Source organism: Achromobacter sp. NPDC058515, from assembly GCF_042721735.1.
Taxonomy (GTDB): Bacteria; Pseudomonadota; Gammaproteobacteria; order Burkholderiales; family Burkholderiaceae_B; genus Achromobacter.
Genome location: NZ_JBHXNI010000008.1, coordinates 239,373 through 259,689 on the forward strand (window position 1 = coordinate 239,373; position 20,317 = coordinate 259,689).

17 protein-coding genes are annotated in these 20,317 nt (G+C 65.9%); 16 read left to right on the plus strand and 1 reads right to left on the minus strand.

Annotated features, from left to right (window positions below; translation table 11 throughout):
• Positions 1–128 precede the first annotated feature (128 nt).
• Positions 129–884, minus strand: coding sequence for an RNA polymerase sigma factor FliA (locus ACFWP0_RS16295; protein WP_377843711.1), 756 nt, complete (start codon positions 882–884; stop codon positions 129–131).
• 450 nt (positions 885–1,334) lie between these two features.
• On the opposite strand from ACFWP0_RS16295, the gene flhD reads away from it, so the two are divergent.
• The 16 genes from flhD (at position 1,335) to flhF (ending at position 20,164) form a co-directional block, all read left to right on the plus strand.
• Positions 1,335–1,637 carry a flagellar transcriptional regulator FlhD gene (gene flhD, locus ACFWP0_RS16300; protein ID WP_194957259.1) on the plus strand — a complete coding sequence of 101 codons (303 nt, stop codon included), beginning with the start codon at positions 1,335–1,337 and terminating at the stop codon, positions 1,635–1,637.
• Between the two features lie 32 nt (positions 1,638–1,669).
• Positions 1,670–2,251 carry a flagellar transcriptional regulator FlhC gene (gene flhC / locus ACFWP0_RS16305; RefSeq protein WP_377843712.1) on the plus strand — a complete coding sequence of 194 codons (582 nt, stop codon included), beginning with the start codon at positions 1,670–1,672 and terminating at the stop codon, positions 2,249–2,251.
• A 118-nt stretch (positions 2,252–2,369) separates the two neighbouring features.
• A complete protein-coding gene (motA, locus tag ACFWP0_RS16310; RefSeq protein WP_377843714.1) occupies positions 2,370–3,245 on the plus strand; it encodes a flagellar motor stator protein MotA in 876 nt (291 codons plus the stop codon).
• 11 nt (positions 3,246–3,256) lie between these two features.
• Entirely contained in the window at positions 3,257–4,246 is a 990-nt protein-coding gene (gene motB, locus ACFWP0_RS16315) for a flagellar motor protein MotB (protein WP_377843715.1), read from the plus strand.
• 2 nt (positions 4,247–4,248) lie between these two features.
• Positions 4,249–4,629, plus strand: coding sequence for a response regulator (locus tag ACFWP0_RS16320; protein ID WP_377843716.1), 381 nt, complete (start codon positions 4,249–4,251; stop codon positions 4,627–4,629).
• Positions 4,630–4,658: 29 nt separating this feature from the next.
• Complete coding sequence (gene cheA / locus ACFWP0_RS16325) at positions 4,659–6,731, plus strand: chemotaxis protein CheA (protein ID WP_377843718.1); 2,073 nt, start codon at positions 4,659–4,661, stop codon at positions 6,729–6,731.
• A gap of 16 nt (positions 6,732–6,747) precedes the next feature.
• Positions 6,748–7,248, plus strand: a complete 501-nt coding sequence (gene cheW, locus ACFWP0_RS16330; protein ID WP_377843719.1) for a chemotaxis protein CheW — start codon at positions 6,748–6,750, stop codon at positions 7,246–7,248.
• Between the two features lie 93 nt (positions 7,249–7,341).
• Positions 7,342–9,054 carry a methyl-accepting chemotaxis protein gene (locus ACFWP0_RS16335; RefSeq protein ID WP_377843720.1) on the plus strand — a complete coding sequence of 571 codons (1,713 nt, stop codon included), beginning with the start codon at positions 7,342–7,344 and terminating at the stop codon, positions 9,052–9,054.
• Positions 9,054–9,908, plus strand: a complete 855-nt coding sequence (locus ACFWP0_RS16340) for a CheR family methyltransferase (protein ID WP_377843722.1) — start codon at positions 9,054–9,056, stop codon at positions 9,906–9,908. The genes ACFWP0_RS16335 and ACFWP0_RS16340 overlap by 1 nt, the downstream gene beginning before the upstream one ends.
• 20 nt (positions 9,909–9,928) lie before the next feature.
• Entirely contained in the window at positions 9,929–10,987 is a 1,059-nt protein-coding gene (locus ACFWP0_RS16345) for a chemotaxis response regulator protein-glutamate methylesterase (RefSeq protein WP_377843723.1), read from the plus strand.
• A gap of 50 nt (positions 10,988–11,037) precedes the next feature.
• Positions 11,038–11,427 carry a chemotaxis response regulator CheY gene (gene cheY / locus ACFWP0_RS16350; RefSeq protein ID WP_057284398.1) on the plus strand — a complete coding sequence of 130 codons (390 nt, stop codon included), beginning with the start codon at positions 11,038–11,040 and terminating at the stop codon, positions 11,425–11,427.
• 8 nt (positions 11,428–11,435) lie between these two features.
• Complete coding sequence (gene cheZ, locus ACFWP0_RS16355; protein WP_377843725.1) at positions 11,436–12,068, plus strand: protein phosphatase CheZ; 633 nt, start codon at positions 11,436–11,438, stop codon at positions 12,066–12,068.
• A 244-nt stretch (positions 12,069–12,312) separates the two neighbouring features.
• Positions 12,313–13,821 carry a methyl-accepting chemotaxis protein gene (locus tag ACFWP0_RS16360; RefSeq protein ID WP_377843726.1) on the plus strand — a complete coding sequence of 503 codons (1,509 nt, stop codon included), beginning with the start codon at positions 12,313–12,315 and terminating at the stop codon, positions 13,819–13,821.
• Positions 13,822–13,931: 110 nt separating this feature from the next.
• On the plus strand, positions 13,932–15,086 hold the full coding sequence (gene flhB / locus ACFWP0_RS16365; protein WP_377843727.1) for a flagellar biosynthesis protein FlhB: 1,155 nt from the start codon (positions 13,932–13,934) through the stop codon (positions 15,084–15,086).
• A gap of 3 nt (positions 15,087–15,089) precedes the next feature.
• Complete coding sequence (gene flhA / locus ACFWP0_RS16370) at positions 15,090–17,210, plus strand: flagellar biosynthesis protein FlhA (RefSeq protein ID WP_377843729.1); 2,121 nt, start codon at positions 15,090–15,092, stop codon at positions 17,208–17,210.
• A complete protein-coding gene (gene flhF, locus ACFWP0_RS16375) occupies positions 17,207–20,164 on the plus strand; it encodes a flagellar biosynthesis protein FlhF (RefSeq protein WP_377843730.1) in 2,958 nt (985 codons plus the stop codon). The genes flhA and flhF overlap by 4 nt, the downstream gene beginning before the upstream one ends.
• The last annotated feature ends 153 nt before the right edge of the window (positions 20,165–20,317 follow it).

The window sequence follows — 20,317 nt, forward strand, 5'->3', positions numbered from 1 at the left end:
TGCTGGCGAAGGCGGCCGCGCACGGATGTTGAATCGATGCGACAGGCTAGCAGTCGCCGGCGCGCGGCGAAGGCTCGAATAGCGTCCGATTTTCCGGGGAATTGTGCGCCCGCGCGCGGGCGAGGCGCCTAGATGATCTGCGCGATCTGCCCCTCCTGGGGCAGCTCCTGCCAGGCCTGGTCCTTCAGCTTCGCCCGGATCCGCGCCGTTGCCTGCGACCTCAGCTGGCATACCCGGGCCTCGGTCACGTTCATGATCGCCCCAATTTCCTTCAGGTTCAGCCCCTGCTCATAACAAAGCGACAGCAGCAGCTTTTCGCGGTCGGGCAGGGCGTCGATGGCGTGGATCAGCGCCTGGCGGAAGTCGCCCGCCAGCAGCGAGTCCAGCGGGTTGCCCCCGGCCGAACCGTGGTTCAGGGTGGCGGACCAGTCCGATTGGCCGGATGCCGAATCGGGTTCGGTCGTGAAATCTTCATAGTGGACGATCTGCACGCCCTGGGCGTCATGCAGGAGCGCCTGGTATTCATTCAGCGGGATCTCGAGCTGGGCTGCGATCTCGGCCTCCGTGGGCGCGCGCATCAAGCGCTGTTCCAGGTGCTGGATGGCCTGTTCGATCTTGCGCGCCTTGGTGCGGACGCTGCGCGGCAACCAGTCCTGGCCGCGGAGCTCGTCGAGCATCGCGCCACGGATGCGGGTCGTGGCGTAGGTCTCGAATTGAGCGTCGGCAGTTTCCTGGTAGCGGCGTACGGCGTCCAGCAGGCCGATCATGCCGGCCTGTATCAGGTCGTCGAGTTCAACGCTGGCCGGAAGCCTGGCGAGCAATTGCAGGGCCAGCTTTCGCACTAGCGGTGCATATTCGACCAGGCTGTCATCTGCGTGGGGCATTGCGGGAATGTCGGGCGGTGTCCATCGTGACGCCTTGTCGATTGTTGTCAATTTGCGACATTGTCGACAAGCGCGCGGCTGCGCTAAAGCTAGCAAGTTTTAGTGATCGGCAAGGTGCCATTGTCGGCACTGAACAGGGTTTCATTCGAAGAAGTACGCAATGTTTTGAATGCTTATTTGGCAAATTGGCGCAAATTTGTCACTAACTTGTATGTCAAGGTGTATCTAAACGGGCAAGTTGCGCAACATCAACAAAGATTTGTCATATAAGTCATAGAAAATGACATGACCTGTGGTAAATTTTACTTAAATTGCGAACAAATGATACATTTCGCATTAAAACAGGATGCAGCGGGCAGGCAGGCAACACACGTTGCCTGCGCCCTGGTTATCAAGCCCCTTCGGTGGGATAGGGATAGGGAGTTGGGCGTGCAACAAGTCGAAAATTCAATGCTGGCAGACATTCGCGAAGTGAATCTGTCCTATCTGTTACTTGCGCAGCGGATGCTGCGCGATGACTACGCTGCATCGATGTTCCGCTTGGGGTTCAGCAACGAAGTCGCTGACATCCTCATGCGTCTATCGCCGGCGCAACTGGTGAAGCTGGCCAGCTCCAGCTCGCTGCTGTGCCGTTTCCGCTTTGATGACTACAGCCTGTTGTCGGCATTGACCCACGACGTTCTGGGCGGTGCGCTTCAGCAAGCGCATGCGACGATCCTGCTGGCCAAGCAACCTGTTGAAGAATTGGCCTGACGGCCTGTGAATTCCACTCGGACATACGTGTAATGGCCTCCAAGAGCGTTTCTCAGGAAGCGGACGACATCCTGCTTGCCAGCTCCATGATTACCCTGGGCGCCCGGCTGCAGGTGCTGGAGGCTGAAACCAGCCTCAGCCACGACCGCCTGGCCCGCCTGTATCGCGAGATACGCGGTTGTTCGCCACCCAAGGGCATGCTGCCGTTTTCGGTCGACTGGTTCATGACCTGGCTGCCGAACATCCACTCCTCGCTCTTCTATAACGTGTATTCGTTCCTGAATGCGCGCACCAGCAGCAAAGGCATACGCGCCACGATCGACGCCTATCGCCTCTACCTTGAAAACGCCGGCCTGGACTCCACCGAAGCCGCCGAACCCGTCCTGAGCTTCACCCGAGCCTGGATGCTGGTGCGCTTCTTCGACAGCGGCATGCTGCAGCTCTCCGCCTGCCGCCAGTGCGGAGGCCATTTCATCGCGCATGCCCACGATCCGCAGTCGGATTTCGTGTGCGCCATCTGCAGGCCGCCACCTCGCGCGGGAAAGACCCGCGCGGCGGCCAAGGCGCGCGCCGGCAGTCGGCCCGCTCCCGTCGCGGATGCCGCCCGGCCCTGACCGGCGGCGTCCAAATACATCAAAAGCCCTGAAAAACTCCCCCTAACCCGCCTTTTTGGGTCGGGGGCGACAGGGGATCATTGACGCCGGTTTTAGACTTCGTTGGCAGGGGCCTGATGTGTTGATTGTTATCGGATTTCTTGTGGTGATCGTGTCGGTCGTCGGCAGCTTCATAGCGCTGGGCGGCCACTTGGGCGCGCTTTACCAGCCCTTTGAGCTGACGCTGATCTTCGGCTCGGCTTTTGGGGCATTCCTTGCCGGCAACAGCAAGAAGTCGCTGCTGCTGGTGAAGAAGGCGCTTCCCGACGCGCTGAAAAGCTCCCGCTACGGCAAGGACGTGTACATGGAGCTGATGGCGCTCTTGTACGTGCTGCTGAACAAGGCCCGGCGCGAAGGCCTGATGGCCATCGAATCGCACATCGAGGATCCGGCCTCCAGCCCGATCTTCAGCGAATACCCCCGTATCGCCAAAGACGCGAAGCTCATGGAGTTCATCACGGACTACCTGCGCATCATGATTAGCGGCAACATGAGCTCGTTCGAGATCGAGACCCTCATGGACGAGGAAATCGAAACCTACCGCCATGAGCGCCAGGTCCCCGCGCACGCCCTGCATCAGATGGCCGACGGCCTGCCGGCCTTCGGCATCGTGGCGGCGGTGCTGGGCGTGATCAAGGCGCTGGCCGCCGTGGACCAGCCCCCGGCGATCCTGGGCGACCTGATCTCCAAGGCCATGGTCGGCACCTTCCTGGGCATTTTGCTGGCATACGGCTTCGTGGGCCCGCTGGCCTCGCGTGTCGAGCGCCGCACGGATGAGGCCATGAAGGTGCTGGAATGCATCAAGACGACGCTGCTGGCCAGCATGAACGGCTATCCGCCCCAGCTGGCGGTGGAATTTGGCCGCAAGGTGCTGTTCTCGTCCGTGCGTCCGACCTTTGGTGAACTGGAAGAACACGTCCGGCAAACCAAGTCGACCGCGACCGGCAAGGCCTGACGGAGCGGCCCATGAGCACGGTAAACAATCACCGTGTGGTGATCCGCCGCAAGAAGGTCCAGGGCGGCGGGCACCACGGGGGAAGCTGGAAGATCGCCTACGCCGACTTCATCACGGCGATGATGGCGTTCTTCCTGGTGATGTGGCTGATCAGCATCGTACCGCGCGAAGAACTCAAGGGCATCGCGGAGTACTTCCGCATGCCCCTGCGCGTGGCGATCATGGGCGGTCCCAGCAATTCGGCAGAAACCAGCGCGGTGCCCGGCGGCGGGCAGGATCCCCTGCGCAGCGACGGCGATGTCCGGCGCGGGCAGGGCAACCGGGTTGAATCCCAGCCCATGGGCGACGCCGAGCGCCGCGAGCAGCATCGCCTGGAAAACCTGAAAAAGCGCCTCGAGAACGTCATCGAGACCAGCCCGGTCCTGAAGAGCTTCAGGCCGCAGTTGCTGATCGACCTGACCACCGAAGGCCTGCGCATCCAGATCATCGACAACCAGAATCGTCCGATGTTCGCCACCGGCCGCGCGGACGTGCAGCCCTACATGCGCGACATCCTGCGGGAATTGGGGCCGGTTCTCAACGAACTCCCCAACAAGGTCAGCATTTCGGGCCATACGGACGCCTCGCAGTATGCCCGGGGCGAACGCGCCTACAGCAACTGGGAGCTCTCGGCCGATCGCGCGAACGCCTCGCGCCAGGAATTGGTGGCCGGCGGCATGAACGAAAGCAAGGTCATGCGGATCCAGGGCCTGTCTTCCAGCATGAGCCTGGTTAAAGATGATCCGTATGCCGCCGTTAATAGACGTATCAGCCTAGTGGTGCTCAACCAGAGCACCCAGCGGCGCATCGAAAACGAGAACGCCGCCGCTGCGGACGTTAGCGCCAAGGATGCCCGCGAGGTGGGAACGGCAGTGGGCGCGGCGCAAGCCGCCGCCCAGGCCGCAACGGCAACCAAGCAAGGCGAGGCGGAGAGCACCCCGCCTGCTGAAGGGGTTCGATAGCAATGGCGGCAACGATTCTCGTGGCGGACGACTCTGCAACGATGCGGATGATCGTACAGGCGACGCTGACTGGCGCGGGCTGGAAGGTTCTGACGGCCGCGAACGGCCAGGAAGCGCTGGAGGTGGCCAAGAGCCATCCGGTGGACCTGGTCGTCAGCGACTGGAACATGCCCGTCAAGGGCGGCCTGGAGCTGATTCAGGGTTTGCGCGAACAGGACCAGTACATGGATGTGCCGGTGCTGGTGCTGACCACCGAGGACGATGTGGATAGCAAGATGGCCGCTCGGGATCTGGGCGTTTGTGGCTGGCTCTCCAAGCCCGTCGACCCCGACGTGCTGGTGGAATTGGCGACCGAGCTGCTCGACGAGCAGACCGGCGCTTAAGCAGGTTCATTTATGAAGGCGTACGGGTCATGAGTTCTGGTTTGGACCTCAGTCAGTTTTACGAGACCTTTTTCGACGAGGCGGACGAGCTGCTCGCGCAAATGGAGCAGCTCTTGCTCGAGCTCGATGTGGGCGCGCCCGACATCGAACAGCTCAATGCCATTTTCCGCGCGGCCCACTCGATCAAGGGCGGCGCGGCGACGTTCGGCTGTTTCACGCAGCTGGCGGGCACCACCCATCTGCTTGAGAACCTTCTGGACGCAATCCGTCGCGGCGAAATGGCGCTGCGCACGGACATGATTGATATTTTCTTGGAAACGAAAGACGTGCTCAAAAGCCAACTGGACGCCTATCGGGCCTCCGAAGAGCCCGATGATGCCGTGTTTGAGCGTATTTGCGCCGTGTTGAGGCAGCTTGCGCTGGAGCATAAGGATCCCGCCGCGGCTGCCGCCCCGGCGCCTGCCCCCGCTCCCGTGGCGGCAGCGCCGGCTCCTGCCCCGGTGCCGCAGGCCGCGCCGGCTGCGCCAGCCGCCGAAGCGGGCAGCCTGCCGCTGCGCGTGCGCATCACCAAGGTGTCGGACAAGGACGCCGCTTCCCTGCTCGAAGAAATGGGCAACCTCGGCACCGTCAAGGCCAGCGAACGCGCCGACGGCGTCCTGACCGTGTGGGTGGAAAGCACCTGCACGCCGGACGACATCGAAGCCGTGTGCTGCTTCATCGTCGACGGCGACCAGCTCAGCATCGAGCGCGAAGCAGTCCCGGCGGGCGCCGCCGCTGCCGCGTCCGTGCCGGCTCCCGCGCCGGCCGTCGCCGAACCGCCCGTGGCGGAATCGGCCGCCGCCGCCGAAGTCGTCACCCAGGCCGCCCGCGCGGCGGCCCGTCCGACGGCGCCGGCGCATGCCGACAAGGAATCCACGTCGATCCGCGTCGGCGTTGAAAAAGTCGACCAGGTGATCAACCTGGTGGGCGAACTGGTCATCACGCAGGCCATGCTGGCGCAGACGGCCTCCACGCTGGATCCGGTGCTGCACGACCGCCTGCTGAACGGCATGGAACAGCTTGAACGCAATGCCCGCGACCTCCAGGAAGCGGTCATGTCGATCCGCATGATGCCGATGGACTACGTGTTCAGCCGCTTTCCCCGCCTGGTGCGCGACATCGCCGGCAAGATGGGCAAGCAGATCGAACTGCAAACCCATGGCCGCGCGACCGAACTGGACAAGAGCCTGATCGAGCGCATCATCGATCCGCTGACCCACCTGGTCCGCAACAGCCTGGACCACGGCATCGAGACGCCCGAAAAGCGCATCGCGGCCGGCAAGGATCCGGTTGGCCAGCTGGTGCTGTCCGCCCAGCATAACGGCGGCAACATCGTGATCGAGGTCAGCGACGACGGCGGCGGCCTGAACCGCGAAAAGATCCTGAAAAAGGCGATGGCCCAGGGCCTGGCCGTCAACGAGAATTCCCCGGACGACGAAATCTGGCAGCTGATTTTCGCGCCGGGCTTTTCCACCGCCGAAAAGGTCACGGACATTTCCGGCCGCGGCGTCGGCATGGACGTGGTGCGCCGGAACATCCAGGACATGGGCGGCCATGTGCAGCTGTCGTGCGAGCCGGGCAACGGCACCACGACGCGCATCGTGCTGCCCCTGACGCTGGCCATCCTGGACGGCATGTCGGTGCGCGTGGGCGAGGAAACCTTCATCCTGCCGCTGAACAACGTGACCGAATCGCTGCAGCCCACCAACGACCAGATCTATTCCGTGGCCGGCAACGAGCGCGTCATGCACGTGCGCGGCGAATACCTGCCGCTCGTCGAGATGCACCGCGTGTTCTCCGTGGGCGCGGCCCAGACGGACCCCACGCAGGCCATCGCGGTCATCATGCAGGCCGAGGACCGCCGCTTTGCGCTGCTGGTGGACCACCTGATCGGGCAACACCAGGTCGTGGTGAAGAACCTCGAGTCGAATTACCGCAAAGTCCCGGGGATTTCCGCCGCGACCATCCTCGGCGATGGCAGCGTGGCCCTGATTGTCGACGTATTTGCGCTTGCGCGCGCCAACCGTGAGCGTTGGTCGCAGCCCGAAGCCATTCTGAATTGATGGAGCACTAAAAATCATGGCAGCCAAACCGCAAGCGCAAGCCGCGCGCAATGAAGATGTCGGCAGCGAATTCCTGGTCTTCACGCTGGGCGACGAAGAATACGGCATCGATATCCTGAAGGTGCAGGAGATCCGCGGCTACGACGCCGACACGGTCACCCGCATCGCGAATGTCCCGTCGTTCATCAAGGGCGTGACGAATCTGCGCGGCATCATCGTGCCGATCGTCGACCTGCGCATCAAGTTCAACCTGGGCCGCGTCGACTACAACGAGCAGACCGTCGTCATCATCCTGAACCTGGACCGCCGCGTCGTGGGCATCGTGGTCGATGGCGTGTCCGACGTGCTGATGCTCAATTCCGGCCAGATCCGCCCGGCGCCCGAATTCGGCGCCACCTTGTCCACCGAGTACCTGACGGGCCTGGGCACCGTGGACGAACGGATGCTGATCCTGGTGGATATCGAAAAGATGATGACCAGCGATGAAATGGCGCTGGTGGAGAAGGTCGCCTCCTGATCGGAGTCCGGCCTGGATGCGGGGTAGAGGCGCCATATTGAATCCGATGTGGCGCTTTCCTTTAACGATTGCAGTCAAGGGGTGGTTCTTGTGATGCGCAAGTTTTTCGCGAACATGACGATACGCAGCAGCCTTTTGTGGGTGCTGGCGTTCTTCTCATTCATGTTGGTGATCGGAGCGGCGCTTGGCGTCCTGTCTCTGCGCATCAGCAATGGGACGTTGGCCGAAATCAAGCAATCGCAGGAACTGGACGACGCCGTTGGCCGCGTCGTATCGAGCTACAAGGACACCTTGAACGGCCTGGGCCGCGCGGCGTCGGCGAACTACGCCGACATCGTCCGCAGCGTGGGCCAGCCCACCTTGCTGACGCAGGGCCTGTCGGGCGAAGCGGCCGGCCTGCTGGAGCGCGCCAAGGCCTCGTTGAACAAGGGCCAGGCCGAGTTCGATTACTTCAAGACCTTGCCCCGGCCGGCCGAGGCGGCCGAGTCGCTCAAGGAAATCGAGTCCTCCTACGCCACGCTCTCGCAGCAGGGGCTGGCCCCCTTGGTGGCCGCCCTGGAAAAGGCGGACATGCCGGGCTATCAGACGCACATCCAGATGGTGCAGGATGCGCTGGAAGGGCGCTTTGCGCGCGCCGTCGAGGGCTTTGACTTCTGGCGCGCCAGCAAGATGCTGGACGCCCATGAAGTGGCGCAGGTGCGCTACCAATTCGTATTGATGGCCGTCGCCGCCGGCGGCGTGATCGCGGCCCTGCTGGTTTTCGCCACCTACGTCTTCCTTCGCCGCCGCGTGCTGCAGCCCCTGAAAGAGGCCGGCCAGCATTTCGACCGCATCGCCGGCGGCGACCTTACCGCCCGCGTCGAGGCCGGCAACACCAACGAGATCGGCCAGCTGTTCGCGGCGCTCAAGCGTATGCAGGAAAGCCTGACCCGCACGGTGGCGTCGGTGCGCCGCGGCGTGGACGAGATCAATATCGGTTCGCAGGAGATCGCGGCCGGCAACACGGACCTGTCCAGCCGCACCGAGCAGCAGGCGGCCTCGCTTGAGGAAACCGCGGCCTCCATGGAGCAGCTGGCGTCCACCGTGAAGCAGAACGCCGACAATGCCCGCCAGGCCAACCAGCTGGCGGCCAGCGCGTCGGACGTGGCGGAACGCGGCGGCTCGGCGGTTTCGGAAGTGGTCAGCACGATGCAGGGCATTTCGGCCAGCTCGCGCAAGATTTCCGAGATCGTGTCGGTGATCGACGGCATTGCGTTCCAGACCAACATCCTGGCGCTGAACGCCGCGGTGGAAGCGGCGCGCGCGGGCGAGCAGGGCAAGGGCTTTGCGGTGGTGGCGGGCGAAGTGCGCTCTCTGGCGCAGCGCAGCGCGCAGGCGGCCAAGGAAATCAAGGGCCTGATCGAGGACTCGGTGACGAAGGTCGGCGCGGGCTCGCAGCAGGTCGAGCGCGCCGGCGCGACGATGCAGGAGATCGTGGCCTCGGTCAAGCGGGTGACGGACATCATGGGCGAGATCTCGGCGGCGTCCGAGGAGCAGTCCAGCGGGATCGACCAGGTCAATCGGGCGGTGTCGCAGATGGACGAAGTGACGCAGCAGAACGCGGCGCTCGTGGAAGAAGCGGCTGCCGCGGCCGGATCGCTGCAGGAGCAGGCGCAGCGCCTGGCCGAAGCGGTGGCGGTGTTCAAGATCAACGCGGGCGAAGTCATCGAAGTGCCGGCGCATCGCCTGTCCTCGGTGCATGCCTCCTATGACGACGCGCGCCTGGATGCGCCCGACTCGCTCGCGCTTGGACACGGAGGACCCTAGTGGCAACCGCGGCAAATACGGCCCCGTCCATTCCGGTGGACCGCCAGTTTGATTTCCGGGACGCGGACTTTTCCCGCGTCCGCAAAATGATCCACGCGCGCGCCGGCATTTCGCTGGGCACGCATAAGCGCGAAATGGTCTACAGCCGCCTGGCGCGCCGTCTGCGCGCCCTGGGCCGCCAGGACTTTGGCAGCTACCTGGACCAGCTGGAGAACGAGCCGGAGGCGGCCGAGTGGGAAGATTTCATCAACGCGCTCACGACCAACCTGACGGCGTTCTTCCGCGAATCGCATCACTTCCCGATCCTGGCCGACTTCGCGAGAAAGCGCGGCGGCCCGGTGTCCGTCTGGTGCTGCGCGGCGTCCACGGGTGAAGAGCCGTATTCCATCGCCATGACGCTGGTGGAAGCGCTGGGCCCGCGCGCGGGCGGCTCCACGGTGCTGGCGACCGACATCGACACCAATGTGTTGAACCGGGCGCGGACGGCGGTCTATCCCAACGAGCGCGTCGCCAAGATGGAAGACGAGCGCCTGCGCCGCTTCTTCCTCAAGGGCCGCGGCGCCAACGCGGGGCAGGTGAGGGTGCGCCCCGAGATTGCCGATATGGTGCAGTACGAGACCTTGAACCTGCTGGCGCCCTCGTGGGGGATCAGCGAGAAGTTCGACGTGATCTTCTGCCGCAACATCATGATCTATTTCGACAAGCCCACCCAGGCGAAGATTCTGGAGCGGTTTGTGCCGCTGATGAAGCCAGGCGGCCTGCTGTTTGCCGGCCATTCCGAGAACTTCACCTATATCAGCCGCGATTTTCGTCTGCGCGGACAGACGGTGTACGAATGCGCAAGTAAGGCCTGAACGGGCCAGGGCATCAAAAGATGAAGAAAATAAGCGTTTTGTGTGTGGACGACTCCGCGCTTGTACGCGGCTTGATGACCGAGATCATCAATAGCCAGCCGGATATGGAAGTGGTTGCGACCGCGCCCGATCCGCTGGTGGCGCGCGACCTGATCAAGCGCCACAACCCGGATGTATTGACGCTGGACGTGGAAATGCCCCGCATGGACGGGCTGGATTTCCTGGAAAAGCTGATGCGCCTGCGGCCCATGCCGGTGGTGATGGTGTCGTCGCTGACCGAGCGGGGCGGGGAAATCACCTTGCGCGCGCTGGAGTTGGGCGCGATCGATTTCGTGACCAAGCCCAAGCTGGGCATCCGCGACGGCCTGCTCGAATACACGGAGATCATCGCGGACAAGATCCGCGCCGCCTCGCGCGCCAAGCTGCGCGCGCCGACGCCGCATGCCACGCCGGCCGCGCCCGCGCCCATGCTGCGCCGGCCGCTGTCCAGCTCGGAAAAGCTGGTCATCGTCGGGGCGTCCACCGGCGGCACCGAGGCTATCCGCGAGGTGCTGCAGCCCTTGCCCCCGGACAGCCCGGCAATCCTGATCACGCAACACATGCCGGCCGGCTTCACGCGCTCGTTCGCGCAGCGCCTGGACGCGCTGTGCGCCGTGACGGTGCGCGAAGCCGTGCATGGCGACCGGGTCCTGCCCGGCCATGTGTATCTGGCTCCGGGCGGCGACACGCATATGCGGCTGGGCCGCAGCGGCGCCAACTATGTGATCGAACTGGACGCCAGCGATCCCGTCAACCGGCACCGTCCTTCCGTGGACGTGCTGTTCAACTCCGCCGCCGTCGCCGCGGGCAAGAACGCCATCGGCGTCATCCTGACCGGGATGGGCAAGGACGGCGCCGCCGGCATGCTGGCAATGCACCGGGCAGGCGCGCACACGATTGCGCAGGACGAAGCCAGTTGCGTGGTCTTTGGCATGCCCCGCGAGGCCATTGCCATTGGAGCCGCGGCTGAAGTGGTGCCGTTGTCGGCGATGAGCGAACGCATTCTGACTCGCCTGGGCGACCGTGGACACCGCGTTTGACGCGTATTGATCCACGGTCGGTCTCAAGCAAATTTTTTCTGGAGTGAAAGATGGTAGACAAGGGTCTGAAGATTCTGGTGGTGGATGACTTCCCCACTATGCGGCGGATCATCCGCAACCTGCTCAAGGAGCTTGGTTTCGAGAACGTGGATGAGGCCGAGGACGGCGCCATCGGCCTGGAAAAGCTGCGCAACGGCGGCTTCCAGTTCGTCGTGTCCGACTGGAACATGCCCAACCTCGACGGCCTGGAAATGCTCAAGCAGATTCGCGCCGACGCCTCGCTGGCTTCGCTGCCGGTGCTGATGGTGACGGCGGAAGCCAAGAAGGAAAACATCGTTGCGGCGGCGCAAGCCGGCGCCAACGGTTACGTGGTCAAGCCTTTCACGGCGGCAACGCTGGAAGAAAAGCTGGTCAAGATTTTCGAGAAAATTGCCGGCTGAGGTGTGCAATGAGCACAACGGAAAATGTTGATCCGGCGGAATCCCCCGATCTGATCCACCGGATCGCATCGCTGACCCGCATGTTGCGCGACAGCATGCGCGAGCTGGGCCTGGACCAGGCGATCAAGGACGCGGCCAATGCCATCCCCGACGCCCGGGACCGTCTGCGCTACGTGGCGCAGATGACGGAGCAGGCCGCCAACCGCGTGCTGAACGCGACCGAGCAGGCCGGCCCCATTCAGGACGGCATGGCGCGTTCGGCGCAGGCGCTGGATAGCCGCTGGCAGCAGTGGTACGACCAGCCGCTGGAATTGCCCGAGGCCCGGGAGCTGGTGAAGGACACGCGCGCCTTCCTGGAGGATGTGCCGAAGCAGACGCAGCAGACGCAGTCCAAGCTGATGGAAATCATCATGGCGCAGGATTTCCAGGACCTGACGGGCCAGGTCATCATGCGCATGATGGATGTGGTGGGCGCGATCGAACGCGAACTGCTGCAGGTGCTGCTGGACAACGTGCCGCAAGAGCGCCGCGACGAAGCCAACAGCCTGCTCAATGGGCCGCAGATCAGCCCGCAGGGCAAGACCGACGTGGTCACCAGCCAGGACCAGGTCGACGACCTGCTGGCCAGCCTGGGCTTCTGAAGCCCGGCGCGGCGCCGCTGGCGTCGGCGGTGTCCGACACCTTCTCCAGGAGGTGTCGGACACTTTCAACAGTGCGCCGCCAGCGCCATGGACGTATTCCCTAAGGGCGCAAACACCGTCTGGCCGATAGACTTCCTGCCAATAAAAAGAATCGGGGCCTCGCAGCACGAGACAAGGCGCGCCTGGCGCGCCAGGCAACGGATGCCCGCAGAAGGCGGTCCGGGCCAGCACAAGGAGGTTCATCTTGGCCAGATCCGTATTCCGCCTGGGCGGCATGTGGGGCTTGCTGCGCCGGCTAAACCGCGGCGACGCGATGCTGTCGGAGCGCACCCTGTCCATCAGTCCGGCCGTGTGGCCGCTGTACCGGTTTCTTGCGCAGATCCGCCGGCGGGTCATGACGGTGCGCCAGTCCAGCATTGAAATCGCGCTAAACGCGGCGCGCACGCAGTTCCAGGCGGGGCGCTGTTCGGTGCTGGCGCAGGAGCAGGCGCGCGCGGCGCAAGCGCTGGCCGCCAGCGGCGCGCAAATCGCGGCCCTGTCCACGTCCACCTCCATCCACGCCCGCGAGATCGCGGACGTTTCCGGGCAGAACCTGCATGCGGCCCAGCGGTCGCTGGCCGAGCTGTCCGAGGTCAAGGAGCGCGTCGACCGCATGACGCGCGAGATGGCGGCCTTCACCGAGGTGGTCGGGCAGCTCGCCACGCGCGCGCGCTCGGTCGGCGACATCAGCAAGCTGATCAAGGACATCGCCCTGCAGACCCAGCTGCTGGCGCTGAACGCCGGGGTCGAGGCGGCGAGGGCAGGGGACGCGGGGCGGGGCTTCGCGGTGGTCGCCAGCGAGGTCGGGCGGCTGGCCGAGCGCGTGAACTCGGCCACCAGCGATATCGGCCGCCACACCACCGAGATGCTGGACCTGGTGGACACGACCCAGTGTCAGACCGGAACGCTGCGCGAGGACGTCGACGCCTCGGGCGCCGTGCTGGACCGGACGTGCTCCGGCTTCCAGCGCTTTGTGCGCGATTTCGACAGCATGAACCGCCAGGTGGGCGACGTGGTGCAGGCGATCGGCGAGGTCGATGCCACCAACCACGGCATGAGCGAGGAAGTGGGCCGCATCGCGGCGCTGAGCGCCGATGTGCTGGAGCGCGTGGGCAGCATGTCGGGCGAGATCGACCGCATCCGCCGCCAGACCGAAAGCGTGCAGGAGGTCCTGGCGGACATGCGGACGGGCGACACCGCCTTCGACATCCTGTCGGACGCGGTCGAGGCCTTCGGAGACGCCGCCGTCGGCTTGCTGGAGGACGCCCGGCGGCAGGGCCTGGATGTGTTCGACCGCCACTACCAGCGCATTTCCGGCAGCGAGCCGCCTCGCTATCACACGGTCTATGACCGCGGCATCGAAGGGCCGCTCACGCGCCTGCTCGACAGCGTGCTGGAGGCGGTGCCGGGCGCGATCTACACGATCCTGGTGGACAGCCGGGGCTACGCGCCGGCCCACAACAGCCGGTTTTCGCATGCGCCCACCGGAGACCCCAAGCAGGACATCGCCCGGGTGCGGAACAAGCGCATCTTCGACGATCCCGTGGGCGCCCGGCTGGCGGCCAATACCGGATCGCTGCTGTTTCAGACGTATTCGCGGGATACCGGAGAAATCGTCAATGACATTTCCCTCCCCATTTATTTGGGGTCGGAACACTGGGGCGCTGTCCGGATCGGGCTGGACTATGCGCGTTTTCAGTCCATCCGGGAATAGCGCCGCTTTCCCCCCGCTTCTTGGCTTATCGCCAAATGGCCATGCCTCCTAGAATCTCGGCGGGCAGCTCGTAATCCGAAAATCCGCGAGCCGCAACGACACCGCAGAGCATGGCCGAAGAAAGCGACCTCGAAAAATCCGAAGCCGCCTCTCCCAGGCGCCTGGAAAAGGCGCGCGAGGAGGGGCAGATTGCGCGTTCCCGGGAACTGGGCACGTTCATGATGCTGGCCGCCGGTGTCGGGGCGATCTGGGCGGGCGGCGGTTCGATCTACCAGGGCTTGAGCGGGGTGCTGCGCAGCGGGCTGGCGTTCGACCAGCGCGTCGCGCTCGACCCGGGCGTCATGGTCGAGCAGGCGGTAAGCGGCTTCGGGCATGCGCTGCTGGTCATCCTGCCGATCTTCGGGCTGCTGGCGGTGGTCGCGGTGTTGTCCAGCGTGCTGCTGGGCGGTATCGTCATCTCGGGCAAGCCTTTGCAGGCGAATTTCTCCAAGCTCAGCCTTTTCGCCGGCCTCAAGCGGATGTTCTCGTCGCAGACGGTGGTGGAACTGATCAAGGCGCTGGCCAAGGCGTTGCTGGTGGGCGGCGTGGCGGTATGGGTCATCTGGCGCTATCACGACGACATGATGAGCCTGATGCACGTGGCGCCGTCGGCGGCGCTGACCAAGGCCCTGTCGCTGGTGGCCATGTGCTGCGCCTTCATCGTGGCGTCGCTGCTGGTCATCGTCATGCTGGACGTGCCGTGGCAGATCTGGAGCCACCTGAAGAAGCTGCGCATGTCCAAGGAGGATGTGCGCCAGGAACACAAGGAAAGCGAAGGCGATCCGCACGTGAAGGCCCGCATCCGCCAGCAGCAGCGCCAGGCGGCCCGGCGCCGGATGATGTCCGACGTGCCGAACGCGGATGTCGTGGTCACCAACCCGACGCACTACGCGGTGGCGCTGAAGTACGACGAATCGAAGGGCGGCGCCCCGCGCGTCTTGGCCAAGGGCACGGGCCTGATCGCGGCCAAGATCCGCGAGCTGGCTGCCGAGAACCGTATTCCCACATTGGAAGCGCCGCCTTTGGCGCGCGCATTGCATCAACACGTCGAACTGGGACAAGAAATCCCGGCCGAGCTGTATACCGCGGTGGCGGAAGTGCTGGCATGGGTCTTCCAGCTGCGTTCCTGGCGCTCAGGGTGGGGGGCGGAACCAACGGCGCCCACCAAACTGAACGTGCCAGACGAACTGGACCCGCAGGCAAAAACCGCAGCACAAGGAGTTTAAGGAATGAGCGCTCTGCTCACCATGTTGAAGAGTAACGGCGCCTCGCACGCGCGGCTGCTGGCGGGTCCGATCCTGATCGTGATGGTGCTGGGCATGATGGTGCTGCCCCTGCCCACGTTCTTGCTGGACTTGCTGTTCACCTTCAACATCGCGTTGTCGGTGATGATCCTGCTGGTGGCCATGTTCACGCGCAAGCCGCTGGACTTTGCCGCGTTTCCGGCCGTGCTGCTGTTCGCCACGCTGCTGCGCCTGTCGCTCAACGTCGCTTCCACCCGCGTGGTGCTGCTCCATGGCCATACCGGCCCCGACGCGGCGGGCAAGGTCATCGAAGCCTTCGGGCACTTCCTGGTGGGCGGGAACTTCGCCGTCGGGATCATCGTCTTCGTGATCCTGACCATCATCAACTTCATCGTCATCACCAAGGGCGCCGGGCGTATCGCGGAAGTGGGCGCGCGGTTCACCCTGGACGCCATGCCCGGCAAGCAGATGGCGATCGACGCCGACCTGAATGCCGGCCTGATCGGCGAAGACGAGGCGCGCAGGCGCCGCGCGGAAGTCTCGCAGGAATCGGACTTCTTCGGCTCGATGGACGGCGCCAGCAAGTTCGTTCGCGGCGACGCCATCGCCGGCCTCCTGATCATGGCGATCAACATCATCGGCGGCCTGATCGTGGGCGTGGCCCAGCACGATATGTCGATGAGCGATTCGGCCCGCGTCTACACGCTGCTGACCATCGGCGACGGCCTGGTCGCCCAGATCCCGGCGCTGGTGATCTCCACCGCCGCGGGCGTGGTCGTGTCGCGCGTGTCGACGGATCAGGACATCGGCCAGCAGATCATGAGCCAGCTGTTCTCGAACCCGGCGGTGCTTTTCCTCACGGCGGGCATTATCGGCATCATGGGCCTGATCCCCAACATGCCGCATATCGCCTTCCTTACCCTGGCCGGCATGCTGGCGTGGGGCGGCTGGATGCTGCATAAGCGCAGAGTGGCCGCGGCAGTGGCCGCCGAGGAGGTGCCGCCGCAAGCGATCAGCCAGGCGCAGGCCGCCGCGGCCGAAGCGAGCTGGGACGATGTGTCCATGGTGGACCAGCTGGGCCTGGAAGTGGGCTACAGGCTGATTCCGCTGGTGGACCACGCGCAGAACGGCGAGCTGCTGCACCGCATCCGGAGCCTGCGCAAGAAGTTCGCGCAGGACGTGGGCTTCCTGCCGCCGGTCGTCCATATCCGCGACAACCTGGAGCTCAAGCCCAACGACTACCGCATCCTGCTGTCGGGCGTGGAAGTGGGCAATGGCGTGGCGATGCCGGGCCAGTGGCTGGCGATCGATCCGGGCGGCGTGACGATGCAGATCAAGGGCACGCCCACCACCGACCCGGCCTTCGGCCTGCCCGCGCTGTGGATCGACGGCGGACTGCGCGACCAGGCGCAGGTGGCCGGTTATACCGTGGTCGACGCCGGCACGGTTGTCGCCACGCACTTGAACCACCTGATGCACCGCCACGGCTCGAACCTGCTGGGCCGCCAGGAAGTGCAGCAGCTGCTGGACCGCATCGGACGCGACGCGCCCAAGCTGGTCGAGGACCTGGTTCCGAAGACGCTGTCGCTGACCGCGCTGCAAAAGGTGCTGCAAGGCCTGCTGGCGGAAGAAGTGCCGATCCGCGACATGCGCACCATCATCGATACGCTGTCCGAGCACGGCCCGCGCCTGGCGGCGCAGGCGGCCGGCTCGGGCGGCCAGCCCGACATCAACGAGCTGATCGCGCTGACGCGCCGTTCGCTCGGCCGCGCGATCACGCAGCAATGGTTCCCGGGCGAGGGCGAACTGCGGGTCATTGGCCTGGACGTGAAGCTGGAGCGGGTGCTGTCGCAGGCCATGACGACCAGCGGCGGCCTGGAGCCGGGGCTGGCCGACACGCTCTTGCGCGAAGCGCAGGCGGCGGTCGAGCGCCAGGAGTCGCAGGGCAATGCGCCGGTGCTGCTGGTGTCGCCGGTCTTGCGCGCGCCGCTGTCGCGCTTCCTGCGGCACCACCTGCCGCAGCTGGGCGTGTTGTCGAATACCGAAATACCCGATGAGCGCATGGTCCGCGTGACCGCGCTGATCGGCGGGAGCAATGGGGCATGAAAATCAGCCGTTTCTTTGGGGCGAACAGCCGTGATGTGATGCGCCAGGTGCGCCAGGTCCTCGGGCCGGATGCGCTGATCGTGTCGAACCGCAGCGTCGATGGCGGCATCGAGGTGCTGGCCACCGTCGACGGGGCGTTTGACGACGAGGCCGCGCAGACGCCGCCGCGCGAAGCGCCCGCGTACGCGCCGCCCGTCGAGGCGCGGACGCCGTCGCCGTCGAGTTCTCCCTTTGGCGCGCCGGTCCCGGCCGAGCGTCCGCTGGCCGCGCCTGCGGCCATGCCGCAGGCCGGCTATGCGGCCCCGTCGCGTTCCATCGCCGCTTACCAGTCCGCTTACGCGGCGTCCGCGCTGCCCGAGGCGGAGTCGTCGCTGGAGCCGGCTGGGTATGCGGCGGCCGATACTGCCGCGCTTCAGCCGGCAGGGCCTCAGCCGACAGCGCTTCAGCCGACAGCGCCTATGCCGGCCGCGCCTCAGCCGGCCGCGCCTCAGCCGGCCGCGCCTATGCCGGCCGCGCCCATACGCATCGAGCTGCCGGCTTTGCCGCCGGCGCGTCCGTCCGCCGTTGCGGCGGTCCCGGGCGCTGCCGCGACGTCCTCGCCTGTGCATGCCGCGACCCTGGCGGCGATGGCTGCGCCGTCCGCGCCGGCCGCCTACCGGCCGGCCATGCCGGCTCCGGCTCCGGCTCCGGTTCAACCCGCGCCCGCCGCCTATGCGCCGCCCGCTGCGCCGCCGCTTGCCCCTGCCGCGCCGCAGCCCGCGCAGGCTTCCATGGCCCGCATGCCGGATACGCCGTTGCGCCAGGCCGTGGCCATGCCCGCCGCCAGCCTGCCCGTCGATACGGCAGCCGGCCTGCAGGACGCGATCAGCGCTTTGCGCGGCGCCCTGGAAACCCGCATGGACGGCCTGCTTTGGGGCGGTCCTCAAGGCCCAGGCCGCGAGCCCGCCGGCGCGGCGCTGTTCCGCAGCCTGCTGGATGCCGGCTTCAGCACGAAGCTGGTGCGCACCCTGGTCGAACGCCTGCCGCAAGGGATGACGCCCGAGGCGGCGCTCAGCTGGGCACGCAACGAGCTGGTCACGCACCTGCCCGTGGTGCGGTCCGAAGATGCCTTCCTGGCCGGCGGGGTGTATGCGCTGGTCGGCCCGACCGGCGTGGGCAAGACCACCACGCTCGCCAAGCTGGCCGCCCGCTGCGTGGCGCGCGAGGGCCGCGAGCAGGTCGCGATGCTGACCACCGACCTTTTCCGGATCGGGGCGCTGGAGCAGCTGCAGATCTACGGCCGCCTGATGGGAGTGCCGGCCCATTCGGTGCGCGATGCCGGCGAACTGCGCCGCATCCTGGCCGAGCTGGGCAACCGCAAGATCGTGCTGATCGACACGACCGGCATCAGCCAGCGCGACCGCCTGGTGGCGGAGCAGGCCGCGATGCTGTGCAATGCGGGCAAGCCCGTGCGCCGGCTGCTGGTGCTCAACGCAGCCAGCCAGGGCGACACGCTGGACGAGGTGGCGCATGCCTACCGCAATGGCGTGGGCGAGGACGTGGCCGGCTGCATCATCACCAAGCTGGATGAGGCCTCCCGCCTGGGAGCCGCCCTGGACACGGCCATCCGCCACCGCTTGCCGATCCACTACATGTCGGTCGGCCAGAAAGTGCCCGAACACATGGAGCTGGCGCGCGCCGACGTGCTGATCGATCGCGCATTTTCGATGGTCGAGCGCGCCCGCGCGCTGTATACGCCCAGCGAGGCGGACCTGGCGTCGCTGGTTTCATCGTCGCGCGAGGCGGATGCCGTGGACCCCGCGCGGCGGCGGCAATTGCTGGCCTCGGCCATCCTGCGCCCGCAGGGCGGCCCGGCCTCGATCGCCGCGGCGCAGAATCTGGATGACACCATCGTCTGGCTGGACAACGATCCGGCCTGCGTCCAGGCGCGCGCCGCCTGGCGCGAGTACGTCAGCGATGGCGCCGGCTCCAGCCTTGCCGCGCTGGCGGACGATCCGCTGGCGATGGTTGGCCGCGAGTTCTCGGCCACCTGCAGCCGGCATCTGCTCGCCATGCATGGCAAGACCAGCATGAAGGGCGAGGCATTGCCGGGCGGCACGCTGCTGAGCGCGCTCCTGATGAGCGACCGCGGCGCAGCCCTGGCCGCGCCCGCGCAGCAACTGGTGCTGACGCATGGCATGCTGAGCTCGTTCGCGCCCGCGGCGCCGGCCCAGCCGGATCCGGTGCTGGCGCTGGAGGCGCGCGTGCGCTGGCTGGGCGAGCGGCTGCCGGCCCTGCCTCTGGTGCATATGCTCGAGGCGGGCACCGTCGCGCTGTGGCACTCCTTCAGCCAGCAGGGTGTTTCCTGGGTGGCTCGCTGCCCGGGCGGCCTGCGCGTGATCCAGGACGAGTGCCCCACCAATCTGAATGCCGTGGGCAAGAGCGTGGGCTATCTGCCCGTGGGCCAGCCCGGCGACATGCCGGGCCTGCATGCGGTCAAGGATGGCAAGGCCACGCCGCTGGCGCTATGGGCCTCGGGCACCGAGATTGTCTTGCCGGGCAAGGGGCAGGAAGCGCCGGTGCGCCTGGTTTGCGCACGCTTGATCGATACGGTCAGCGGGGAAGTCGCTGGCCAGCTGTTCGGCTCGACGAATCTTCCCGCGTCGCAGGCGGACGCCGCCACGGTCGCGCGCTGGCTGGTCCTGCAGGACGAGGCCAAGGCCGGGTTCCGCTACATGGCCAACGCCTGGCAGGCATTGCCGGCGGTGGACGGGTCCCACACGCTGGCGCGGCAATCCCTGATGGCAGGCCAGCTGGGCGCGGCATGCTGGCAGTTGGCGCATTCGCCGGCTGCGGAAGTCGTGCGCGGCCCCTTGTCGGGCATCGTGGGCTCGGAGCGCAAGCTGTCGGGACGCATGCTGCCCGTGGCCTTGCTGAAGATGTTCGCCATGCTGGAGATGACCGGCGGAGCCTGAAGGCTCGCCGGTGACTCTGGTGGGGCAGGTGTCTGACACCCTGGGGAGACGGGCTTCAACCTGCGCCGGCATCTCAGAGGGTGTCAGACACCTTCAGCGTATGGCAGGTGTCTCAGAGGGTGTCAGACACCTTCAGCGCGCCGGCATCTCAGA